16 protein-coding genes are annotated in these 20,295 nt (G+C 56.5%); 8 read left to right on the forward strand and 8 right to left on the reverse strand.

Going from position 1 to position 20,295, the window contains the following annotated elements:
• Nucleotides 1–23: 23 nt before the first annotated feature.
• The gene (locus PZBJ_RS00885; protein WP_101760768.1) at nucleotides 24–1,649 is read left to right on the forward strand and encodes a sensor histidine kinase; all 1,626 of its coding nucleotides are present in this window, start codon (nucleotides 24–26) and stop codon (nucleotides 1,647–1,649) included.
• Complete coding sequence (gene dcuR / locus PZBJ_RS00890) at nucleotides 1,646–2,365, forward strand: two-component system response regulator DcuR (RefSeq protein ID WP_008102769.1); 720 nt, start codon at nucleotides 1,646–1,648, stop codon at nucleotides 2,363–2,365. The genes PZBJ_RS00885 and dcuR overlap by 4 nt, the downstream gene beginning before the upstream one ends.
• Here dcuR and PZBJ_RS00895 read toward each other — a convergent pair.
• Both PZBJ_RS00895 and PZBJ_RS00900 read right to left on the reverse strand, forming a co-directional pair.
• Nucleotides 2,359–3,318: an FAD:protein FMN transferase gene (locus tag PZBJ_RS00895; protein ID WP_101760769.1), complete on the reverse strand. Its 960-nt coding sequence runs from the start codon at nucleotides 3,316–3,318 to the stop codon at nucleotides 2,359–2,361. The two genes, dcuR and PZBJ_RS00895, sit on opposite strands and share 7 nt — an antisense overlap.
• A 51-nt stretch (nucleotides 3,319–3,369) precedes the next feature.
• Nucleotides 3,370–6,150 carry a flavocytochrome c gene (locus PZBJ_RS00900; RefSeq protein ID WP_101760770.1) on the reverse strand — a complete coding sequence of 927 codons (2,781 nt, stop codon included), beginning with the start codon at nucleotides 6,148–6,150 and terminating at the stop codon, nucleotides 3,370–3,372.
• Between the two features lie 604 nt (nucleotides 6,151–6,754).
• On the opposite strand from PZBJ_RS00900, the gene PZBJ_RS00905 reads away from it, so the two are divergent.
• On the forward strand, nucleotides 6,755–8,269 hold the full coding sequence (locus PZBJ_RS00905) for an anion permease (RefSeq protein WP_101760771.1): 1,515 nt from the start codon (nucleotides 6,755–6,757) through the stop codon (nucleotides 8,267–8,269).
• 164 nt (nucleotides 8,270–8,433) lie between these two features.
• Entirely contained in the window at nucleotides 8,434–10,077 is a 1,644-nt protein-coding gene (fumA, locus tag PZBJ_RS00910; protein WP_101760772.1) for a class I fumarate hydratase FumA, read from the forward strand.
• 101 nt (nucleotides 10,078–10,178) lie between these two features.
• Here fumA and PZBJ_RS00915 read toward each other — a convergent pair whose 3' ends face one another.
• Together PZBJ_RS00915 and exaC are read right to left on the reverse strand one after the other, a co-directional pair.
• Nucleotides 10,179–10,391, reverse strand: a complete 213-nt coding sequence (locus PZBJ_RS00915; protein ID WP_007891580.1) for a hypothetical protein — start codon at nucleotides 10,389–10,391, stop codon at nucleotides 10,179–10,181.
• Nucleotides 10,392–10,564: 173 nt separating this feature from the next.
• Nucleotides 10,565–12,085 carry an acetaldehyde dehydrogenase ExaC gene (gene exaC / locus PZBJ_RS00920; protein WP_101760773.1) on the reverse strand — a complete coding sequence of 507 codons (1,521 nt, stop codon included), beginning with the start codon at nucleotides 12,083–12,085 and terminating at the stop codon, nucleotides 10,565–10,567.
• Between the two features lie 238 nt (nucleotides 12,086–12,323).
• On the opposite strand from exaC, the gene PZBJ_RS00925 reads away from it, so the two are divergent.
• Nucleotides 12,324–12,887 (forward strand): class I SAM-dependent methyltransferase, encoded by a 564-nt coding sequence (locus tag PZBJ_RS00925; RefSeq protein ID WP_101760774.1) that lies wholly within the window; start codon nucleotides 12,324–12,326, stop codon nucleotides 12,885–12,887.
• On the opposite strand, the gene PZBJ_RS00930 is transcribed toward PZBJ_RS00925, so the two are convergent.
• Nucleotides 12,875–13,600 carry a glutamine amidotransferase gene (locus PZBJ_RS00930; protein ID WP_101760775.1) on the reverse strand — a complete coding sequence of 242 codons (726 nt, stop codon included), beginning with the start codon at nucleotides 13,598–13,600 and terminating at the stop codon, nucleotides 12,875–12,877. The two genes, PZBJ_RS00925 and PZBJ_RS00930, sit on opposite strands and share 13 nt — an antisense overlap.
• A gap of 188 nt (nucleotides 13,601–13,788) precedes the next feature.
• Here PZBJ_RS00930 and PZBJ_RS00935 point away from each other — a divergent pair, with 188 nt between their 5' ends.
• The gene (locus tag PZBJ_RS00935) at nucleotides 13,789–14,673 is read left to right on the forward strand and encodes a DMT family transporter (RefSeq protein ID WP_101760776.1); all 885 of its coding nucleotides are present in this window, start codon (nucleotides 13,789–13,791) and stop codon (nucleotides 14,671–14,673) included.
• Nucleotides 14,674–14,719: 46 nt separating this feature from the next.
• The gene (locus PZBJ_RS00940; RefSeq protein ID WP_101760777.1) at nucleotides 14,720–16,081 is read left to right on the forward strand and encodes a CoA transferase; all 1,362 of its coding nucleotides are present in this window, start codon (nucleotides 14,720–14,722) and stop codon (nucleotides 16,079–16,081) included.
• A gap of 3 nt (nucleotides 16,082–16,084) precedes the next feature.
• On the opposite strand, the gene PZBJ_RS00945 is transcribed toward PZBJ_RS00940, so the two are convergent.
• Genes PZBJ_RS00945 through ghrA form a run of 3 tightly spaced genes read right to left on the reverse strand, consistent with a single transcriptional unit; the run spans nucleotide 16,085 to nucleotide 18,373 of the window.
• Nucleotides 16,085–16,645, reverse strand: a complete 561-nt coding sequence (locus tag PZBJ_RS00945; RefSeq protein ID WP_101760778.1) for a TorD/DmsD family molecular chaperone — start codon at nucleotides 16,643–16,645, stop codon at nucleotides 16,085–16,087.
• A 27-nt stretch (nucleotides 16,646–16,672) separates the two neighbouring features.
• Entirely contained in the window at nucleotides 16,673–17,410 is a 738-nt protein-coding gene (locus PZBJ_RS00950) for a phosphatase (protein WP_101760779.1), read from the reverse strand.
• A gap of 24 nt (nucleotides 17,411–17,434) precedes the next feature.
• Complete coding sequence (gene ghrA / locus PZBJ_RS00955; RefSeq protein ID WP_101760780.1) at nucleotides 17,435–18,373, reverse strand: glyoxylate/hydroxypyruvate reductase GhrA; 939 nt, start codon at nucleotides 18,371–18,373, stop codon at nucleotides 17,435–17,437.
• Nucleotides 18,374–18,580: 207 nt separating this feature from the next.
• Here ghrA and treA point away from each other — a divergent pair, with 207 nt between their 5' ends.
• Nucleotides 18,581–20,260 carry an alpha,alpha-trehalase TreA gene (gene treA / locus PZBJ_RS00960; RefSeq protein ID WP_101760781.1) on the forward strand — a complete coding sequence of 560 codons (1,680 nt, stop codon included), beginning with the start codon at nucleotides 18,581–18,583 and terminating at the stop codon, nucleotides 20,258–20,260.
• Nucleotides 20,261–20,295 lie beyond the last annotated feature (35 nt).

The raw sequence follows: 20,295 nt of genomic DNA on the forward strand, positions 1-20,295 counted from the left end.
CCTCTTCTCCTCCGAGAGCGATCATGTCTTCTTCACAGCAAGGAACCGCGGCGCGCAAGCAGCCGATGAAGCTTAATACGCTGGTCACCCTGATGCTTAGCGCAGTGATTGTGCTGGTGCTGCTCAGCGTGCATATGTTCTATTTTTTCCAGATTGGCGCAGCGACCCGCGCGCAGCTGGAGGACAAAGCCATGGCGGTGGCGCGCACGCTGGCCAAATTTCCTGAGATTCAGCACGCGCTGATATTGCCGCCAAATGCCACCAGCATCCAACCCATTGCTAAAGCCGTGCAGGAGAGCAATAACCTGCTGTTTGTGGTGGTGACCAATATGGATACCATCCGCTATTCGCACCTGAATCCTGAACTCATCGGCCAGCACTTTATTGGCACTGATATTGAGCCCGCGATACGCGGTCATGAAAACGTCTCCGTCAATCAAGGTGTTCTGGGCCGGGCAATGCGCGTCTATACGCCGGTATATAATGCGCAGCATAAGCAAATTGGTGTCGTGGTAGTGGGCATTTCACTCAGCGCCGTTACCGATCAGATTAACCAAAGCCGCTGGAGCATCTTGTGGACTATCCTGATTGGCACCTTTGCGGGCGCCATCGGCACCCTGGTGCTGGTGCGTGTGTTGAAGCGCATCCTGTTTGGCCTCGAACCCTACGAAATTTCTACCCTGTTTGAACAGCGTCAGGCGATTCTCAACTCGCTAAAAGAAGGCGTGGTGGCGATGGATGATCAGGCGCAGGTGACGCTGGTGAATCAGGCGGCGCGATCGCTGCTGAACGATTCAATGGGCACCATCAGCGGCGACCGCATCTACGATGCCTCAGTGATTGACGATCATCTGCGGGATGTGCTGCACAGCGGGCGGGCGCGGCGTGATGAAGAGTTGAATGTGAATGGCCGCGTGTTGCTAAGCAACACCGTACCGGTGCGCACGCAGGGACGGATTATCGGCGCGGTCTGCACCTTCAGGGACAAGACGGAAATCAGTCAACTGATGCAGCGTCTGACGGGCATGGTAAACTACGTCGATGCGCTGCGTGAGCGCTCGCACGAATTTATGAACAAGCTGCATGTGATCCTCGGCCTGCTGCACATGAAAAACTACACGCAGGTGGAAAGCTACATTCTCAAAACCGCCAATAATTACCAGACGGAGATCGGTTTCCTGCTCGATAAGATTAAGTCGCCGGTGATTGCTGGTTTCTTGCTGAGCAAAATCAACCGCGCGTCGGATTGCGGCCATCGCCTGACCATCAGCGATGCCAGCTTCCTGCCCGACAGCGGCAATGAGCAGCAGATGGCGGCGCTGATTACGGTGATCGGCAATCTGATTGAGAATGCGCTGGATGCGATGAGCGAGCAGGTAGAAGGCGAGATTCACGTGATGCTGCACTACCAAAACGGTTGGCTGACCTGTGAAGTGAGTGATGATGGTCCAGGCATTGAAGCCGATCATCTCAGCACCATTTTCGAAAAAGGCTTCTCCACCAAAGGTGAAAACCGCGGTGTCGGGCTGTTTCTGCTGCAGCAGCAAACCGAAAATATCGGTGGCAGCGTGAGTGTGGAGTCAGAACCCGGCGTGTTTACCCAATTTTTAGTCCAACTTCCCTGGGATGGAGGAAACCAATCCGCATGATCAATGTGTTAGTGGTCGATGATGACGCCATGGTCGCCGAGCTTAATCGCGCGTATATCGGCCAAATTCAGGGCTTTCACTGTTGTGGCACCGCCTCAACCTTGAAGCAGGCGAAAGAGATCCTGTTCAATAGCGATACTGCGGTCGATCTGGTGCTGCTGGATATCTATATGCAGCAGGAGAATGGCCTCGATCTGTTGCCGGAGCTGCGTACGGCACAGAGCGCGGTGGAAGTGATCATCATTTCGTCGGCGGCCGATGCGGAGAATATCAAAACCTCGCTGCACTACGGCGTGGTGGATTACCTGATCAAACCGTTCCAGTTCCCACGTTTTGAAGAGGCGCTGACCGGCTGGCGGCAGAAGAAATCGCTGATGGACAATCAGCATTATTATCAGCAAGCGGATGTGGATCTGCTGATTCACGGCAGCCCGGCGACGCAGCACGACAATAAGCGCCTGCCAAAAGGCTTAACGCCGCAAACGCTGCGCACGCTGTGTCAGTGGATTGATGCGCATCCGGGGCATGAATTCTCGACCGACGAACTGGCGGCTGAAGTGAACATCTCGCGCGTGTCGTGTCGTAAATACCTGATTTGGCTGGCGCAGATTAATATTCTGTTCACCAGCATTCATTACGGCGCGACCGGCCGTCCGGTGTACCGCTATCGCCTGCAGCCGGAATACCATTCGCTGCTGCAGCAATATTGTCAGTAACGTAGCCGCCAGTCGACATCGAGCTGCTGGAAGTGAAAGTGCTGCGGCGAGGAGCAGATGATCTGCCGATCGCGCGTGACAAACACCGCGTCGATGTCGGGCTGGTCAGCGAGATAAGCCAGCCCTTGCTCCACGCCCATGCCAAAGAGCAGCGTGGTGTAGATATCGCCATCAATCGAGCGATCGGAAATCACCGTCACGCTCAGCAGTTCGTTATCAAGCGGATAGCCGGTTTGCGGATCAAAAATATGATGCCAGCAGCGGCCATCCAGTTCGAAGTAGCGCTCATAAATCCCCGACGTCACCACCGATTTGCCCTGCACCTGCAGCACGCCTAACAGCTCATCATCACGACCAAACGGCTTTTTCAGGCCAATGCCCCAACCCTGCGGCTCGTGCGGCGGCGAACCCAGCGTTTGCACATTGCCGCCCAGATTGATCAGCGCCTGCTGCACGCCCTGCTGGCGTAAAAACGCCTGCACGCGATCGGCGATGTAGCCTTTGGCGATGGCGCCGAGATCGATCTCCATGCCTGGCTGTTGCAAAAACACTGAGCGATCGGCGGGATTGAGCACCACCTGATGCGGATCGGTCAGCTTCAGCAGGGACGCGATTTCTGGCGCAGGCGGTACCGCACGTCCCTGAAAACCGATTTTCCAGCGCTTCACAATCGGCCCAATGGTGAAATTGAAGGCGCTGTCCGGCAGTAAACTCACGGCGTGTGCCACGCTAATTAACGCAAACACCGCTTCGCTGACGATCACCGGATGGTGGCCTGCGGCGTGGTTGATCGACATCACTTCGGATTCAGCTCGGTTAACGGTGAACAGGTTTTCCTGCTGTTTAATCAGTTGAAATACGTGGCGGGCAAGCGTGGGATTGTCATCAAACAATTTGAGCAGAATGGGCGAACCCATCAGAACGGCAGAGTAAGAAAAGACGCCAGCGGTCATTGCATGCCTCTAAAGAAAACGATGCCCGCACAAGGCGGGCATCTTTACAGCTTAGTGTCCTAACGCCAGTTTAGCCGCGTTGTGACCGGCTTTGATACCGAAGATGATGATATCGGCCACCGCATTGCCGCCGATGCGGTTGGCGCCGTGGATGCCGCCGACCACTTCACCGGCCGCCCATGCGCCTGGAATCACCTCTTTCTGCGCATCCAGCACCGCGGTATCGGTGTTGATGGTCACGCCGCCCATGGTGTGGTGCACGCCCGGTGCGATACGAATGGCGAAGTACGGACCTTTATTCAGCGGGTGACGCAGCGCGGTTTTACGACCAAAGTCTTCGTCATCCTGCTTCGCCACGAACTCGTTGTAACGACCGAGCGTGGTTTGCAGCGCTTCCTGATCCATGTTGAGTTTCACCGCCAGCTCGTGTGGCGTTGGCGCGCTGATGACAAAGCCTTTAGCGATGTATTCGTCAGCCGCTTTGTTATTGGCGCGTACCTGCTCGTCAAACACAATCCACGCACTCTTCTCAGGCAGCGCGATGATCTCAGCGGACACTTTGTCACGGGTTTCCATTTCATTGTAGAAACGCTTGCCTGCCTGGCTCACCAGAATCGCCCCGCCGCCGCGCATTGCTTCGGAAATCAGGTACGACGTAGTTTGCTCAACCGTTGGGTGAATCTGGATTTCACCCATATCGACGGTATCCGCACCGATGTGTTGCAGCATGGCGATGCCGCTGCCGGTGGCGCCTTTATGGTTGGTGGTGACGAAACCGTCCAGCTCAGGGCGATATTTCACCACCATTTCGCGGTTGGCACTGAAGCCGCCGGTCGCCACAATCACGCTTTTGGCGTTAATAATGCGGCTGTCGTTATACTCATCCACCACTTTCACGCCGGTGACCGCACCGTTTTCCACTAAAATTTCGGCCACTGAGGTTTCCAGCAACACTTCGATATTGCGCAGATTAACGTTTTTCACCAGCCCGCTGATCAGGAAGCCGCCGACTGCCGAACGATCTTCCGGACGGTGCGTACGATCGATGCTCATGCCGCCGGTGATGGTGATGTCGCACAGCTCGATGTCTTTGGCGGCCAGCCACTCAATCGCTTCGGGCGCCTGCTCAACAAATTCGCGCAGCAGCACCGGATTGTTTTTGAATTTGCCGCCTTTCAGCGTCTCTTCATAGAACAGCTCTTTGCTGTCTTCGATGCCTTTCAACTTCTGATAACGGGTTTCCGCCGCGTTCATCCCGACCGAGGCTTTGATGGTGTTACCGCCGATGGTGGGCATCTTCTCGATGATCACCACGCGTGCGCCATCGTCATGCGCCTGAATCGCCGCCGCCAGACCGGCACCGCCGGTGCCCACTACCACCACATCGTAATTCACCGGTGCGTTCGGGTTACCGCCCTCTTCAATCACATACTCTTTGCTTGAGGTGGTCATGGCACGCGATACCGCTTTTTTCAGCGCTTCACTTTGCGTGGTGGCGCCAGTGATGGCGTCAACGTGCGGGCTGTTCGCCACCAGAATGCGTTCACGCAGACTTTCGAAGGTGCTGGTGAAGTCGACGTCGAGGCTCGGATCCGGCACCAGCGAGATGTCGGTGATACGGTCGGTGTCGAGGGTAACGTTGATTTTCAGCTTCAGCGCTTCGGCTTCGACTTTCGCCTGATAAACGCCCGCTTTGTATTTACGGCCGGTATCGCTGACGTCGCGGATCATCGCATCCACCAGTGAGAAGCGCCACAGCGGTTCCGGGATAGTCAACTCTTCGCGCTTGGTGCTGTCGATATACAGCTCCATGTGCTGATTCTTGATAACGCGATCGGTCCAGTCCGGATAGGCGATACAGGCTTTGCCCACCGCCACCAAGTCGAAACCGTGCTCCAGCGCATTCTCGGCATCTTCTTTATTGACGACGCCGCCGACGCCGATTACCGGCACTTTCGCCAGGTTAGGCGAGCGCTGTGCCAGATATTTGGTGATCAGTGGCGTTGGGTCCTGAGTATCAACAATCGATGGACGCAGCAGCTGACCAACCGAGAAGTGCACGTAATCGAGACCGCGTTCTGCCAGTTTCTCCAGCAGATAGAGCGTGTCATCCCAGCGGATGCCCGGCACTTCCAGTTCTTCCGGTGAGAAGCGATAGCCGATGATGAAGTCTGCCGCAGCGAAGCGGTCAGCCATTTTGTGGGTGATTTCCAGCACTTCCAGTGGGAAACGCGCGCGATTATCGCGACTGCCGCCCCATTTGTCGTCGCGCTGGTTGGAGTTTGGCGAGTAGAACTGCTGGATAAGATAGGTGTTGGCGCCGTGAATCTCCACGCCGTCGAAGCCGGCTTTGATCGCGCGGTTCACCGCATCACCAAACTTGGTGATCATCACCTCCACTTCTTCTGCAGTCAGCGCCTGAGGTTGAGTGGCACCGTCACGCGGTGCAGCGATGGCGCTCGGCGCGACCGGGGTTTTACCGCCGATCAGCGCCGGTTCAACCATACGGCCGCCGTGATAAATCTGCAGAATCGCTTTGGAGCCTTGCGACTTGATGGCGTGGGCGATTTTCGCCAGGCCTGGGATTTTGTTGTCGCTGTCGATACCGAGCGCGCCTGGAAACGCAGGGCCACGGTTATCAATAAAGCAGCACTCGACAATCACAGTACCGATGCTGCCGGCGCGCACGCGATAATATTCGACAAGGTCACTGGTAACACCGCCATCGTAATAACCGGTACATGTTGTCATCGGTGCCATAACCAGTCGGTTTTTAAGCACCGCACCTTTCGGTAACGTAAGCGGATTAAGAATCGGGGTGAGCGTATTCATGATGAGCAACTCCAGAATTAAGAAACTTGGTATTCAATTCTTTGGCGGTTCGGAGAATTTTATAATTATTTGAGTGGTCCGATTTCATGGCGTAAATATAGCATTTTATTTACTTACATAACCTTATTCGTTAGTTATATAAGTTTTACGCATGAAAATAATATTTGAGGCTTATTGCTAAAAGCTGCGCTCCGCTAAGTTTTAACCAAGACTTGACAAAAATCAACTTTTTCCTTACATTTAAAACAAACCTAGTCTTATCATAAAGATAAATCGTCTCCTTTCTCTGTTTTTGCTTGATTTGTGCCGTTTTATTCATCTCACACAGTTAATTTTCACCTAATGGTTCGTTAATTAAGGCGCACAGGTTTAAAGCAAAAAAATCACCAATAAATTTTATTGATCTAGATCAAAATAGATATTTTAATTAATCGCATCATAAGCGCATCCATTAGATAATTCGCGCATCGAATTTTGTAAATGGCGATTTATTAAGACTCAGTTTTAAATGTCACGACTAATCTGTTAAAAGGGTTTTGTAACTAAAAAAACCAGCTTGGTTCGGGGCGTATATCCGCATTCTCCATAACTTGCAGACAAAACTATGAACACACAAACAACCCAGAGTGAATCCCTCACCGCGCCTCCCGCGGCACCAGGGAAAAAAAAGAACCGCCTGATAATGTTGTGCCTGCCAATTATTGTGGCTGTGCTGTTGCTGCTGGTACCGACTCCTGCGGGATTGGAACCTTACGCCTGGCACTTCTTCGCCATTTTTGTCGGGGTTATTGTGGGACTGATTTTCGAGCCGCTGCCGGGTGCCGTTATCGGGTTAACCGGCGTGGTGGTGATTGCGCTGTTCAGCCAGTGGGTGCTGTTTAGCCCGGCAGAACTGGCGGATCCCAAGTTCAAAACCGCGGCGCAGTCGTTCAAATGGGCGGTGAGTGGCTTCGGCAACTCCACGGTCTGGCTGATCTTCGGTGCCTTCATGTTCGCCGCAGGCTACGATAAAACCCAGTTCGGTCGCCGCCTGGCGCTGATTCTGGTGAAATATCTGGGCCGTCGTAGCCTGACGCTGGGTTACGCCATTACCTTCGCTGACCTGTTGCTGGCGCCGTTTACGCCATCCAACACCGCGCGCAGCGGCGGTACCATCTATCCCATTATTGCTAACCTGCCGCCGCTCTATGGTTCAAAACCGAACGATCCTAGCGCACGTAAGATTGGTTCATACCTGATGTGGGTTGCCATCACCGCCGCCTGTATCACCAGTTCGATGTTCCTTTCTGCGCTGGCACCAAACCTGCTGGCGCTGGCGCTGGTAAAAAGCGTGGTGGGCTTTGATATCTCATGGGGCATGTGGTTCCTTGCCTTCCTGCCGCTGGGCGTGCTGCTGATTCTCACCATGCCGCTGCTGGCTTACTGGCTCTATCCGCCAGAAGTGAAAGTGAACGATGAAGTACCGCGCTGGGCCACCGCTGAGCTGGCCAAACTCGGTAAACTGAAACGTAACGAAATCCTGCTGCTGGGCTTCGTGGTTGCGGCGCTGATGATGTGGATCTTCGCCACCGCCTGGATTGAGCCCGCAATGGCCGCACTGTTAGTCATCGTGCTGATGCTGTGGACCGGCGTACTCAACTGGAATGACATCACCAGCAATAAAGCCGCCTGGAACACCTTCGCCTGGTTCGCCACGCTGGTCGCGCTGGCGGATGGTTTAGCGCGCGTTGGCTTCATCGCGTGGCTGGGTAAAGAAGGCGCAATGCTGTTGCAAGGCTATGACCCGCAGATTTCTGCCGTCGTCCTTCTGGTCGCCTTCTACCTGCTGCATTACCTGTTCGCCAGTACCACCGCGCACACCACCGCGCTGCTGCCCGCGATGCTGACCATCGCCGCATCCATTCCGGGCATCAATATGCCGGTGTTCTGCCTGATGATGTGTGTTTCTCTGGGTGTGATGGGCATTATCACCCCGTACGGCACCGGCCCAAGCCCGATTTATTACGGTAGCGGCTATCTGCCAACCAAAGATTACTGGCGCCTGGGCACCATCTTCGGCGCGCTGTTCCTGGTTCTTCTGATGGTTGTCGCCTATCCATGGATGGTGATGATGTTCTGATGATGTTGCTTCGATGTTAAAAACGGAGCCGCGCATTACCGTGAAAATGTTATGATACTCGCCAGTCAGCCCCTGCGGAGGGCTGGCGAGAGAAAATCGAATAACAAACTGCCTAATTTGTCGCCCGTCATGCTGGCGGGCCACACGAAGCTAAGTGAGCCAACATGTCGAACAAACCCTTCTATTATCAGGATCCCTTTCCTCTCGCCAAAGATGATACCGAATACTATCTGCTGAGCCGCGATTACGTCTCGGTGGCCAACTTCGATGGCGAAGAAGTCCTGAAAGTCGATCCCAAAGCGCTGACGCTGCTGGCGAAGCAGGCATTCCACGATGCTTCCTTCATGCTGCGCGCCTCGCATCAGGCGCAGGTCGCGTCCATTCTTGCCGACGATGAAGCCAGCAAGAACGACAAATACGTCGCCCTGCAGTTCCTGCGCAACTCCGAAATTGCCGCCAAAGGCGTGCTGCCAACCTGTCAGGATACTGGCACCGCCATCATCATGGGCAAAAAAGGCCAGCGTGTCTGGACCGGTGGCGGCGATGAAGCCGCGCTGTCGCAAGGCGTTTACAACACCTTTATTGAAGATAACCTGCGCTATTCACAGAATGCCGCGCTGGATATGTATATAGAGGTGAATACCGGCACCAACCTGCCGGCGCAGATCGACCTCTACAGCGTTGATGGCGACGAATACAAATTCCTGTGCATCGCTAAAGGTGGCGGTTCCGCCAACAAAACCTATCTGTATCAGGAAACCAAAGCGCTGATTGCGCCCGCCAAATTGAAGAATTACCTGATCGATAAAATGATGTCGCTGGGTACCGCGGCCTGTCCGCCGTACCATATCGCGTTTGTGATTGGCGGGACTTCAGCCGAAGCCACGCTGAAAACCGTCAAGCTGGCCTCAACCCACTATTACGATTCGCTGCCGACTGAAGGCAACGAGCATGGTCAGGCGTTCCGCGACATTCAGCTGGAAGAAGAACTGCTGAAAGCCTCGCAGGAGCTGGGCCTCGGCGCGCAGTTCGGCGGTAAATATTTTGCGCATGATATCCGCGTGGTGCGTCTGCCGCGTCACGGCGCATCCTGCCCGGTGGGTATGGGCGTGTCATGTTCCGCAGACCGAAATATCAAGGCCAAGATCAACCGTGAAGGCATCTGGATTGAGAAGTTGGAAGACAATCCAGGCCGCTATATTCCGGAAGCGCTGCGTCAGCAGGGTGAAGGCGAAGTGGTGCATGTCGATCTCAACCAGCCGATGAGCGAAATTCTGGCGCTGCTGTCGGCTTATCCGGTCTCAACCCGCTTGTCGCTTAACGGCACCATTATCGTGGCGCGCGACATTGCGCACGCCAAGCTGAAAGAGCGCATCGATAACGGCGAAGGCCTGCCGCAGTATATCAAGGACCATCCGGTCTATTACGCGGGTCCAGCGAAGACGCCAGAAGGTTATGCCTCCGGTTCACTCGGCCCAACCACTGCAGGTCGTATGGATTCCTACGTTGATCTGCTGCAGGCCAATGGCGGCAGCATGGTGATGCTGGCGAAGGGCAACCGTAGCAAACAGGTTACCGATGCGTGTCAAAAACACGGCGGCTTCTATCTGGGCAGCATCGGCGGCCCGGCTGCGGTGCTGGCACAGCAGAGTATTAAGAGTCTGGAATGCGTGGAGTATGCCGAACTCGGCATGGAAGCGATCTGGAAGATTGAAGTGGAAAACTTCCCGGCATTCATTTTGGTGGATGACAAAGGACACGACTTCTTCCAGCAGATTCACAATAACTGTGCCGCCTGCGTGAAGTAATCTGCGCATCGCACCACAAAAAAGCCGTTATCTTGTGATAGCGGCTTTTTTATTGCGATATTTCTGACGAATTGATCATCGAATGAGGCAAAACAGAAAGGTTAAAAACGGAATTGGCTCTCCAGTTGACGCAATGTTTCAATGCGCTGTGCCGTGGCGATTTCGCGCGCTTTTACTTCCAGCAGCAGGTCAGCATCGTTTTGGCCAATCACATACACCGCCTGACGCCCAGGCAGGTTAACGGTAATAATATTTTGCTCCACACCGTCCAGCATCTCATCATGCTGTTCCAGGTAGTTATACAACGTGTTCATGAAATCTCCTTGAAAATAGGTGGGCTATTCTGCCCAATCGCCTCCTTTAAACACACAAGACCTGGCTTAAAGATGCCACCTTGATCAGAAAATTCTGGCGAAGTGAATATCCTGCAGCGGCAAGATGACGAAGAGATGAAAAGGCAGCGAGATTGCCCCGCTGCCGTTTTCAATCAGAAGAAACCCAGCGGTTGCGTGCTGTAGCTCACCAGCAGGTTTTTCGTTTGCTGATAATGATCGAGCATCATTTTGTGGGTTTCGCGACCAATACCCGATTTCTTATAGCCGCCAAACGCCGCGTGCGCCGGATAGAGGTGATAACAGTTAGTCCACACGCGACCGGCTTTGATGGCGCGGCCCATGCGATAGGCGCGATTGATGTCGCGGGTCCAGACGCCCGCGCCAAGTCCGTAAATCGAATCATTGGCGATTGCCAGCGCTTCCGCTTCATCTTTGAAGGTCAGCACACCAACCACCGGGCCAAATATCTCCTCCTGGAACACGCGCATGCTGTTATTCCCTTTGAGCAGTGTCGGCTGGATGTAGTAGCCGCTGGCAAACTCTTCGCCCACTTTCTCTACGCCGCCGCCGTGCAGCACCTGCGCGCCCTCTTGCTGCGCAATTTCCAGATAAGAGAGGATTTTGTCGAACTGCTGCTGCGACGCCTGCGCGCCAATCATGGTTTCGGTATCCAGCGGATCGCCACGTTTAATGGTTTTGATGCGCTTCATCACCGCCGCCATAAACGGCTCAAAGATCGATTCCTGCACTAGCGCGCGCGACGGACAGGTACAAACTTCACCCTGATTAAGGAAGCCCAGCACCACGCCTTCTGCCGCTTTCTCAATGAAACTCTCTTCAGCATCCATGATGTCTTCGAAGAAGATGTTCGGCGACTTGCCGCCCAGTTCAACGGTGGACGGGATCAGGCTTTTCGCCGCCAGCTCCAGAATATGGCCGCCAGTGGCAGTGGATCCGGTGAAGGCGATTTTGGCGATGCCCGGATGGGATGCCAGCGCTTCGCCTGCCTCTTTGCCGTAACCATGTACCACGTTGATCACACCCGGCGGCAGCAGATCTTTGATCACGTCCATAAACAGCGTAATCGACAGCGGCGTTTGCTCGGCCGGTTTCAACACCACGCAGTTACCTGCGCCGAGCGCCGGCGCCAGTTTCCATGCCGCCATCAGCAGCGGGAAGTTCCACGGAATGATTTGCCCGACCACGCCCAGCGGTTCGTGGAAGTGATAGGCGGCGGTGAACTCATCGATTTCAGCGGCGGTGCCTTCCTGCGCACGCACGCAGCCAGCGAAATAGCGGAAGTGATCGACCGCCAGCGGCAGATCCGCCGCCAGCGTTTCACGCACCGGCTTACCGTTATCCCAGGTTTCGTTGACCGCGATATATTCCAGATTCTCTTCCAGCCGATCGGCAATTTTCAGCAGCACCAGCGAGCGTGCCTGCGGCGAGGTTTTGCCCCACGCATCGGCAGCGGCCTGGGCGGCAGCCACGGCGTTATCGATATCGGCGCGGTCCGAACGGGGAAATTCGCCAATGGTAGAAGCATTGATCGGTGAAGTGTTGACGAAGTAGTTACCGTTCACCGGTGCAACAAATTCGCCGTTGATAAAGTTGCCATAACGCGATTGCAGAGTAATGAGAGAACCTTGTTCTCCCGGAGCAGCGTAACGCATGGTGTTTCTCCTTGCGGGACAGAGTGGCGATTAACAACTATGAAACCTGTTATTAACATTGGGCGATCCACGCCAGCCTGTCAGATCGTAAAAGGGGAAACTGTGACCGTACCGAAGGAAATGTGGCGAGCGTAGGCCGCTACAGATAATTCCGAGTTTTCCCGCTTATGCCGCAAAAAGCGGAACATGGGCGAAATATGTGGTCAATATGAAGCAGGATACTAACCAGGAGAAACAGATGTTGGCTTCAGCCCTGACGTTAATGCGTGCCAAAGCGAACTTTGTTCAGCAATTTATCCGCAACCCGCGCAAAATGGGCAGCATCACGCCCTCTTCAGCCGCGCTATGCCGCACCATGTGCAATGCGGTGAACTGGGATAACAGCCTGCGTATCGCGGAACTGGGTGCCGGAGATGGCGTGCTCACGCGTCACGTGCTGGCGCGCATGTCACCGCAAGCACAGCTTGATGTGTTTGAAATCAGCCCGGAACTGGTGAAAAGCCTGCGTGGATTGCCTGATGCGCGCATGCAGGTACGCGCTTGTTCGGCGGAATATCTCGCCGGGGAATATGATGTGATTTTCTCGGGCCTGCCGCTGCTGTCATTACCGCCCGCCACGCGCGATAACATCCTCAGTGCGGTGCATGATGCGCTGGGTCCACGTGGCGTATTCGTGCAGTTTCAATACACCTCGTTCACCCAGCCAAATTTGTCACGCTACTTCACCTGGGAACGCCAGCGGGTGCTGAAAAATATGCCACCCGCGTGGGTTTATCGCTGCACGCGCAACTACGCGCCCTGAGCCTGCGCGCGCGGCTGCGGCCGCGTTTGTAGCCAGAAGCTGCGCAACAGTTCGCGCGACCAATCTTCGCCTGAAAGAACCGTGCCATCGTCACTGACGCCCGCCGGTAAACAGGCGCGCATAATCTCGCGGGTAAATTCCGGATGGAACTGCACCGACAGCGCCTGCGGCGAATAACGCAAAATCTGACAACCATCCTGCGCCGAGCTCGCCAGCACCTGCGCATGCTGCGGCGGCGTTAACACCGATTGCCGATGTGACAACCACGCCTGAAACTCGCCCGGTAGATCGGCCAGCCAGGGATCGTTGTGCGCCTGCGCATTGCGCGTCAGCGGTTTCAGTCCACGCTCCCAGCCCTGCGGGTTATCGCCCACTTTGCCACCCAGCGCATACGCCATCAGTTGATGCCCGTAACAGACGCCCAGCAGCGGCAGCTCCGCCTCCAGCGCGCCACGAATCCAGGCGGCGGTGCGTTCGCTCCAGTCAGCGTGATCGGTGACCATCGCCCAGGAACCGCTGAGGATCGCGCCACTGACGCGGTCAAAGGCCGGTAAATCATCGCCCAGATGCGGACGCACAATCACATAGTCATCGGGCTGCAGTTGCAGCGCGTCGATAAACCAGCGGGGTTGTTCACCAATTTGCGCCACAACCTGCGGCGGCGGGACTTCGAGTTGAATCAGAGCAAGAGGTAAAGCGCGGGTGTGTGTCATGCCGAATACGGTCCTCGTTATGGTCGCCTTTCGGACATCCACTTTGACAGTAAATCAGCGACATGTCTTATTTTTCCTGCAAAAGCTAATGCTTAAGCGAAAAAAATGTTGCCCGACATGCCCGAAGTCCGCACCTTCATGCCATCATTAGCCGGTGATCATCTTTGTACAGCGTGAAGGAAGACCTCGTGGCAGTGCGGCATTTTTTAATGGTTCTGATGGTGGTTTCCATCTGGGCTTTCAACAACGTGGCGGTGAAGTGGGGATTACTGGAACTTCCGCCGCTGTTTCTCACCTGGATGCGCTTTGTGGTGGTAGCGATTGTGCTGGTGCCATTCTGCCGCATTACGCGCGCGCAATTGCCGTGGCTGCTGACGCTGGCGTTCACCTTCGGTTTTATGCACTTCTCGCTGCTGTTTGTCGGCATGCGCTACACCGATGCCGGCACCGGCGCCATCGTGGTTCAGCTCGGTACGCCGATTGCCATGCTGCTGGCGATGGTGATTCTCAAAGAGAAATTGCGGCTGGTGCAGCTGTTTGGTATCGCCATTTCGCTGAGCGGCGTGGCGGTGCTGTCGGGCAGTCCGACCATTCCGGCCTGGTGGGTGCTCTGTATTCTGTTGTGCAGCGCGTTTGGCTGGGCAATCAGCAATATGATTGTGAAAAAATCGCCGCCGATACAACCGCTGACGCTCACCGGCTGGATCTCCTTCCTTGCGGTGCCGATTGTCGGTGCCGCTTCGTGGCTGACCGAATCCCATCAGTTTTACGCGCTGAGCCACGCCGGCTGGCGCGGCTGGTTTGGCATTCTGTATAGCGCGCTCGCCTCGTCGATTGTCGCCTATACGCTGTGGTACGCGCTGCTGAAGAAATACAACGTCAACCTGATCATGCCCTATTCGCTGCTGACGCCGGTGCTGGCGGTGTTGATGGGCGTTTTCGTCTTGGGTGACAGCATGAACAGCTTTAAGATCCTCGGTGCGTCACTGGTGGTGCTGGGCACCGCGATTGCGGTGATCAACCTGCGTAACCTGCGGATGCATGCGCGTTTTCCGCGCTTACGCCGCCGTTAATGCGCTCTGCTATGCTTGAGTCTCGCGCGTTTTCCGGAGACTCAACATGGATTCTCAACGTGCTGCCGCACTGTGGCAGCAAATGTGGCAGGGATTGCGAGGCGCAGACCCGCTTCCCTCGCCGACTTTTCTCCAGCCCGACACTTTTTCCTCTGCCTTTGCCGTCAGCGAATTAGCGGCCACCAGCATCGGCCTCGCCAGCCAGGCGCTAAGCGATCTGCTCGGCCAATCCGCGCCGGTCAGCGTTAATGTCCGTCTCGCCTCGCGCTGGTTTCAGCACAGCCTGCTCCCGCTCAATCGACCGCCTGCTGCGCTGTGGGATGAATTCGCCGGTGATTACGCCAGCGCCGACGGCTGGATCCGTCTGCACACCAACGCGGCTCATCATCGTGCGGCGATGGAGCGCGTGCTCGGCCAGCATGCCGATCGTGCCGCGCTGGCCGATGCGGTGGCCCTCTGGCCCGCCGCCACGCTGGAGCAGGCGGTGATTGATGCCGGCGGCTGCGCCGCGCAGATGCGCAGCGAAGCGCAATGGCTGCAGCATCCGCAAGGCAGCGCCGTGCAGCAGGAAGCGCTGATTGCCCAACAGGCCACCGACGCCGCCCCGCCGCCCGCCTGGTCACTGTCGCCCGCGCGGCCGCTGCTCGGCGTGCGTGTACTGGATCTCACACGCATCATTGCCGGACCGGTGGCGACACGTTATCTCGCCAGCCTCGGCGCGCAGGTGCTGCGCATCGATCCGCCCGACTGGCACGAACCCACGCTGGAAGAGGAGATCACCTGCGGCAAACGCTGTGCGCGGCTTGATATCAAATCCCGCGCCGGGCGCGAGCAGCTGCGCCAGCTGTTGCAGCACAGCGATGTGCTGGTACACGGTTATCGCGCTGATGCGCTGGAAAAACTCGGGCTGGATGCCGATACGCGCCGCCAACTCGCGCCGGGCCTGGTGGATGTCAGCCTCAATGCGTGGGGCTGGAGCGGGCCGTGGCGCAACCGGCGCGGCTTCGACAGTCTGGTACAGATGGGCTGCGGCATCGCCGAACAAGGCATGCGCTGGAGCGGCAATAATCAACCGACGCCGCTGCCGGTGCAGGCGCTCGATCACGCCACCGGTTATCTGATGGCCGCGGCGGTGCTGGAAGGTTTGCGTCAGCGCTTGACCAACGGCGTTGGCTGGCAGGCGCGCTTATCGCTGGCACGCACCGCGCGGCTGTTGCAGCAGTTCGGTGACGCGCCGCAGAATGCGCAAAACGGTATACACGCGCAGCACGATGACGCGCTGAGCGCGATAGAGATCAATCAGTGGGGAATTGCAGAGAGATTGCGCGCCGCAGCGTATTTGCCCGGCACGCCAATGATCTGCGCAACGCCAGGCGTGAAGCTCGGCAGCAGCGCAGCAAGCTGGTAACGATTACGCCTCGTCGCCCTGCTCTTCGTTCAGTTCGTCGTACATCGCCTGCATCGCCTCACGGCTCAATGCCGCCAGCGTGCGATAAAACGCCGTGGTGGCATGCGCTTCCACTTTGCCGAGGAACGCGCCGCACCACGGCAGCAGATACTCATCAAACAGCGCCAGCTGCGCGGCGGATTCATCTTCTGCCGACTGATCTTCCAGCCAGGATGCCGCCAGCAGCAGCACGCCAAAGTGATCGGCAGGCGCTTCGCTCAGCGGCATGCCGCGCGCGCTGAGAAACGCACGCACATCTGCTTCAGCAACACCGTTCGGCCACTGCGATGCGTACGGCGGCACGCTGCACTCGCTGCCAACAAACAGCGCGTTGTAGTCGGCGGCCAGCGCCTGCGGATCGCTATTCTGCTGCAGGCGCGTCAACAGTTCGTCCTGCTCCAGCGGCCACTGCTGTTGCAGTTTGCCTTCACGCAGCAGAGTGAACAGCGGCACCAGCAGCGGATCCTGCGGCTGGCGATTAAACAGCGAGCCGATGACGCGGCAGAGTATGGAAAACTCATTCATGCAACAGAATTCCTTGAGGCAAAAAAGTTAAAAATCAGCAAATTCGGGAATCGTTTTGCCGGTGCGCTGTTCGAGGAAGTCGAGCAGGCGACGCGGCGTGACATTTAACACGCGATCTTGCGGAAAATCCACTTCGCTGGTGATGCGCAGGCAGTGTTCGAAATTGCCCAGCGTAAACGCGGTATGCGAATCGGAACCAAACGCCAGACGTCCACCGGCATCACGCACCGCTTCGGCAATGGCGCGACAGTTCGGTTCGCTGCCCGGACGCGAATGGGTAAAGGAGGAGTTGTTGATCTCCAGCGCCACATCGTAATGCGCGGCGGCTTCGGCAATCGCGCGGATATCCACCGGGAACTTCGGGTTGCCCGGATGCGAAATGATATGCACCAAACCGCCCGCCATCGCCGCAATCATCGCTTCAGTGTGATGTGCTTTGTCACGCGGCGCATAAACCGGTTCGTGGAAGCCCGCGACGATCAGATCCAGCGCATCCAGCATCGGGCCGCTGCAATCGATCTCGCCCTGCTGATTTTTGATGTTGGCTTCGATACCGCGCAGCACGCCAACGCCATCAATCACGCGCGGCCAAATGCGCATGTTGACGAAATGCCAATAGTGCGGCGCATCGGCCATATCCGGGCCGTGATCGGTAATCGCGAACAGCTTCAGGCCGTTCTGTTTCGCCTGCGCCACATAATCATGCAGCGTGCTGTAAGCATGCGTGCTGGCAACGGTGTGCATATGTAAATCAACGGGATACATCTTCATCTCCTGACCCAATGGGAATTAATAACCGCGCTGGCGATCGACCAAACCACCCGGCTGTTGACCTTGCTCCAGAGCAAGTATGGCATCCGCAATGTAATCCATCGCCTCGCCTGGCAAGGTAATCGCCGCAGTATGTGGCGTGATTGTGACATGCGGATGAGACCACAACGGATGATCCTGCGGCAGCGGCTCGCGCTGGAACACATCCAGCGCGGCGGCGGCCAGTTGACCGCTGTTGAGCGCCGCCAGCAGATCGGCTTCTACCACATGCGCACCGCGCGCCAGGTTGAGGAAGCAGGCGCCGTGCGGCAATGCGTTAAGCAGTTGGCTATCAATCAGGTTGGTGGTTTCCGGCGTGGTCGGCAGCAGATCGATCAGCACCTGCGTGCCCGCCAGGAAAGCATTGAGCTGTTCGCGGCCATGGAAGCTTTGCACACCGTCGATCTGCTTCGGCGAACGGCTCCAGCTGCGTAACGGAAAGCCCCACTGACGCAAACTCTCCAGCACGCTACGGCCTAATACGCCCGCGCCGAGCACGCCAATGGTGAAGTTTTCGCGATCGAAACCGTCCAGCTCCTGCCAGCAAGCCTGCTGCTGCAGTTGACGATAGTCGGCAAAACGGCGGAACCAGCCCAGCACACACCAGTTGGCGTACTCCTGCATCTGGCGCGCCATGCCGGTATCTTCCAGGCGGAATAACGGCACGGTGTCGGCCAGCATCTGTGGATTGTCACGCAGCTGTTTGAGGATTTCGTCGACGCCCGCGCCCATGGCAAATACGCCTTTCAGCTGACGCCCCGCCAGCATCTCGACCGGCGGAGAACGCACCACCGCATAATCGGCCGGCCCGTTGTCGCCCGGCTGCCAGTCACGCACGCGCGCCTCCGGTAAACGCTGACGCAAACCTTCCAGCCAGCCTTGCGGCGCCAGCGACGGGTGATACCAGATTATCTCCATACGACTCTCCTTTTTTTGCTTCAGCCTCAGGCAAATAGCCGTACAGGGCAAGCAAAAACCTTAGCCTTGAGGCAATTTCTCACGTGATTAATTCCGGGCGCTTCACATTTCCACCGCTGTGCGAGGCTAAGCGGCGCGATTACGACTAAAGTTGTTCGGGTGGTCAATGCGTTAGCACACCACCTTTTCGGACAAGGAGAAAAACCGATGATAAAAAATGCCGTATTCACGCCCGCGCGTCTGACCTTTTTACTTAGCGCCGCGTTGCTGGCCGGTGCCAGCGCCGCACACGCCGACGATCAAAGCCGCATGCTCAGCAATCAACCGCAGCCACCGGATGTGCGCCTGGGACCGTTGTTCAATGCGGTACAACAGGCAAAATTTTATCCGGATCAGAAAACCTTCGCCGATGCGGTGCCGAAATCCAATCCCTCGTCGATTCTGGCCGACTGGCAGATGCAAAAAAACCAGCGCAACTTCGATCTCAAGCATTTTGTCGACAGCAACTTCACGCTGCCAAAAGAGGGTGACAAATATGTGCCGCCCGCCGGGCAAAGCCTGCGTGAGCACATCAACGGATTATGGCCGGTGCTGACGCGTACCGCGCAAAGTGCCAGTCAGTACGATTCGCTGCTGCCGCTGCCCAAACCTTACGTGGTGCCTGGCGGACGCTTCCGCGAAGTGTATTACTGGGACAGCTACTTCACTATGCTCGGCCTGGCGGAGAGCGGTCACTGGGATCGCGTGCAGGATATGGTGGATAACTTCGCCACCGAACTGGATAAATATGGCCATATTCCCAACGGTAACCGCAGCTACTATCTCAGCCGCTCGCAGCCGCCGTTCTTCAGCTTGATGGTTGACCTGCTGGCAACGCACAAAGGCGACGACGTCTATCGCCAATACCTGCCGCAGCTGCAGAAAGAGTACGATTACTGGATGGCGGACAGCGACAAAGTGGCGGCTGGCCAGGCCAGCAAACGTGTGATCAAACTCAGCGACGGCACGCTGCTTAACCGTTACTGGGACGATCGCGATGCGCCGCGTACCGAATCCTGGCTGGATGACGTCAACACCGCGAATAAAGCGCCGGAGCGCAATAAGCAGCAGGTTTATCGCGACTTACGTGCGGGCGCGGCTTCGGGCTGGGATTTCAGTTCGCGCTGGTTCACCGATGCGCACAATCTGGCGTCCATCCGTACCACGCAGCTGGCACCGGTTGATCTTAACAGCCTGATTTTCCACCTCGAACAAACATTGTCTAAAGCTGCCAAACTGGATAAGCAGGATGACAAAGCTAAACAGTTCGCGGCGGATGCTGAGAAACGTCAGGCGGCGATCAATCGCTACCTTTGGGATGACAAAAAAGGCTGGTACGCCGATTACGATTTCCAGAAGAAGCAGGTGCATTCACAGCTGACCGCTGCAACGCTATTCCCGCTCTATATGCAGCTCGCGAGCGATAAGCAAGCTGAACGCACCGCTTCCGCAGTTGAAAAACAGCTGCTGAAACCCGGCGGACTGGTGACCACCACGGTGAATAACGGCCAGCAATGGGATGCACCAAACGGTTGGGCGCCGCTGCAATGGGTGGCTGTGGAAGGTCTGGAGCATTACAAGCAGCCGAAGTTGGCGCAACAGATTGGTCAGCGCTTCCTGCAGAACGTGCAGGCGACCTACGACAAGGAACATAAGCTGGTCGAGAAATACGTGGTTGAAGGCGCGCAGCTGGGCGGCGGTGGCGGCGGTGAATATCCGCTGCAGGACGGCTTCGGCTGGACCAATGGCGTGACGCTGAAGCTGCTGGATAAGTACTGCCCGAAAGACAAAACCTGTAATAACGCTGGCGATATCCCGAATATGCCGGTTTTAAGTAGCGCGAAGTAATTACCTCTATTCTGCCGGGCGAAGTAGCCCGGCGA

It is taken from the genome of Pantoea endophytica (genome assembly GCF_002858935.1).
Taxonomy (GTDB): domain Bacteria; phylum Pseudomonadota; class Gammaproteobacteria; order Enterobacterales; family Enterobacteriaceae; genus Pantoea; species Pantoea leporis.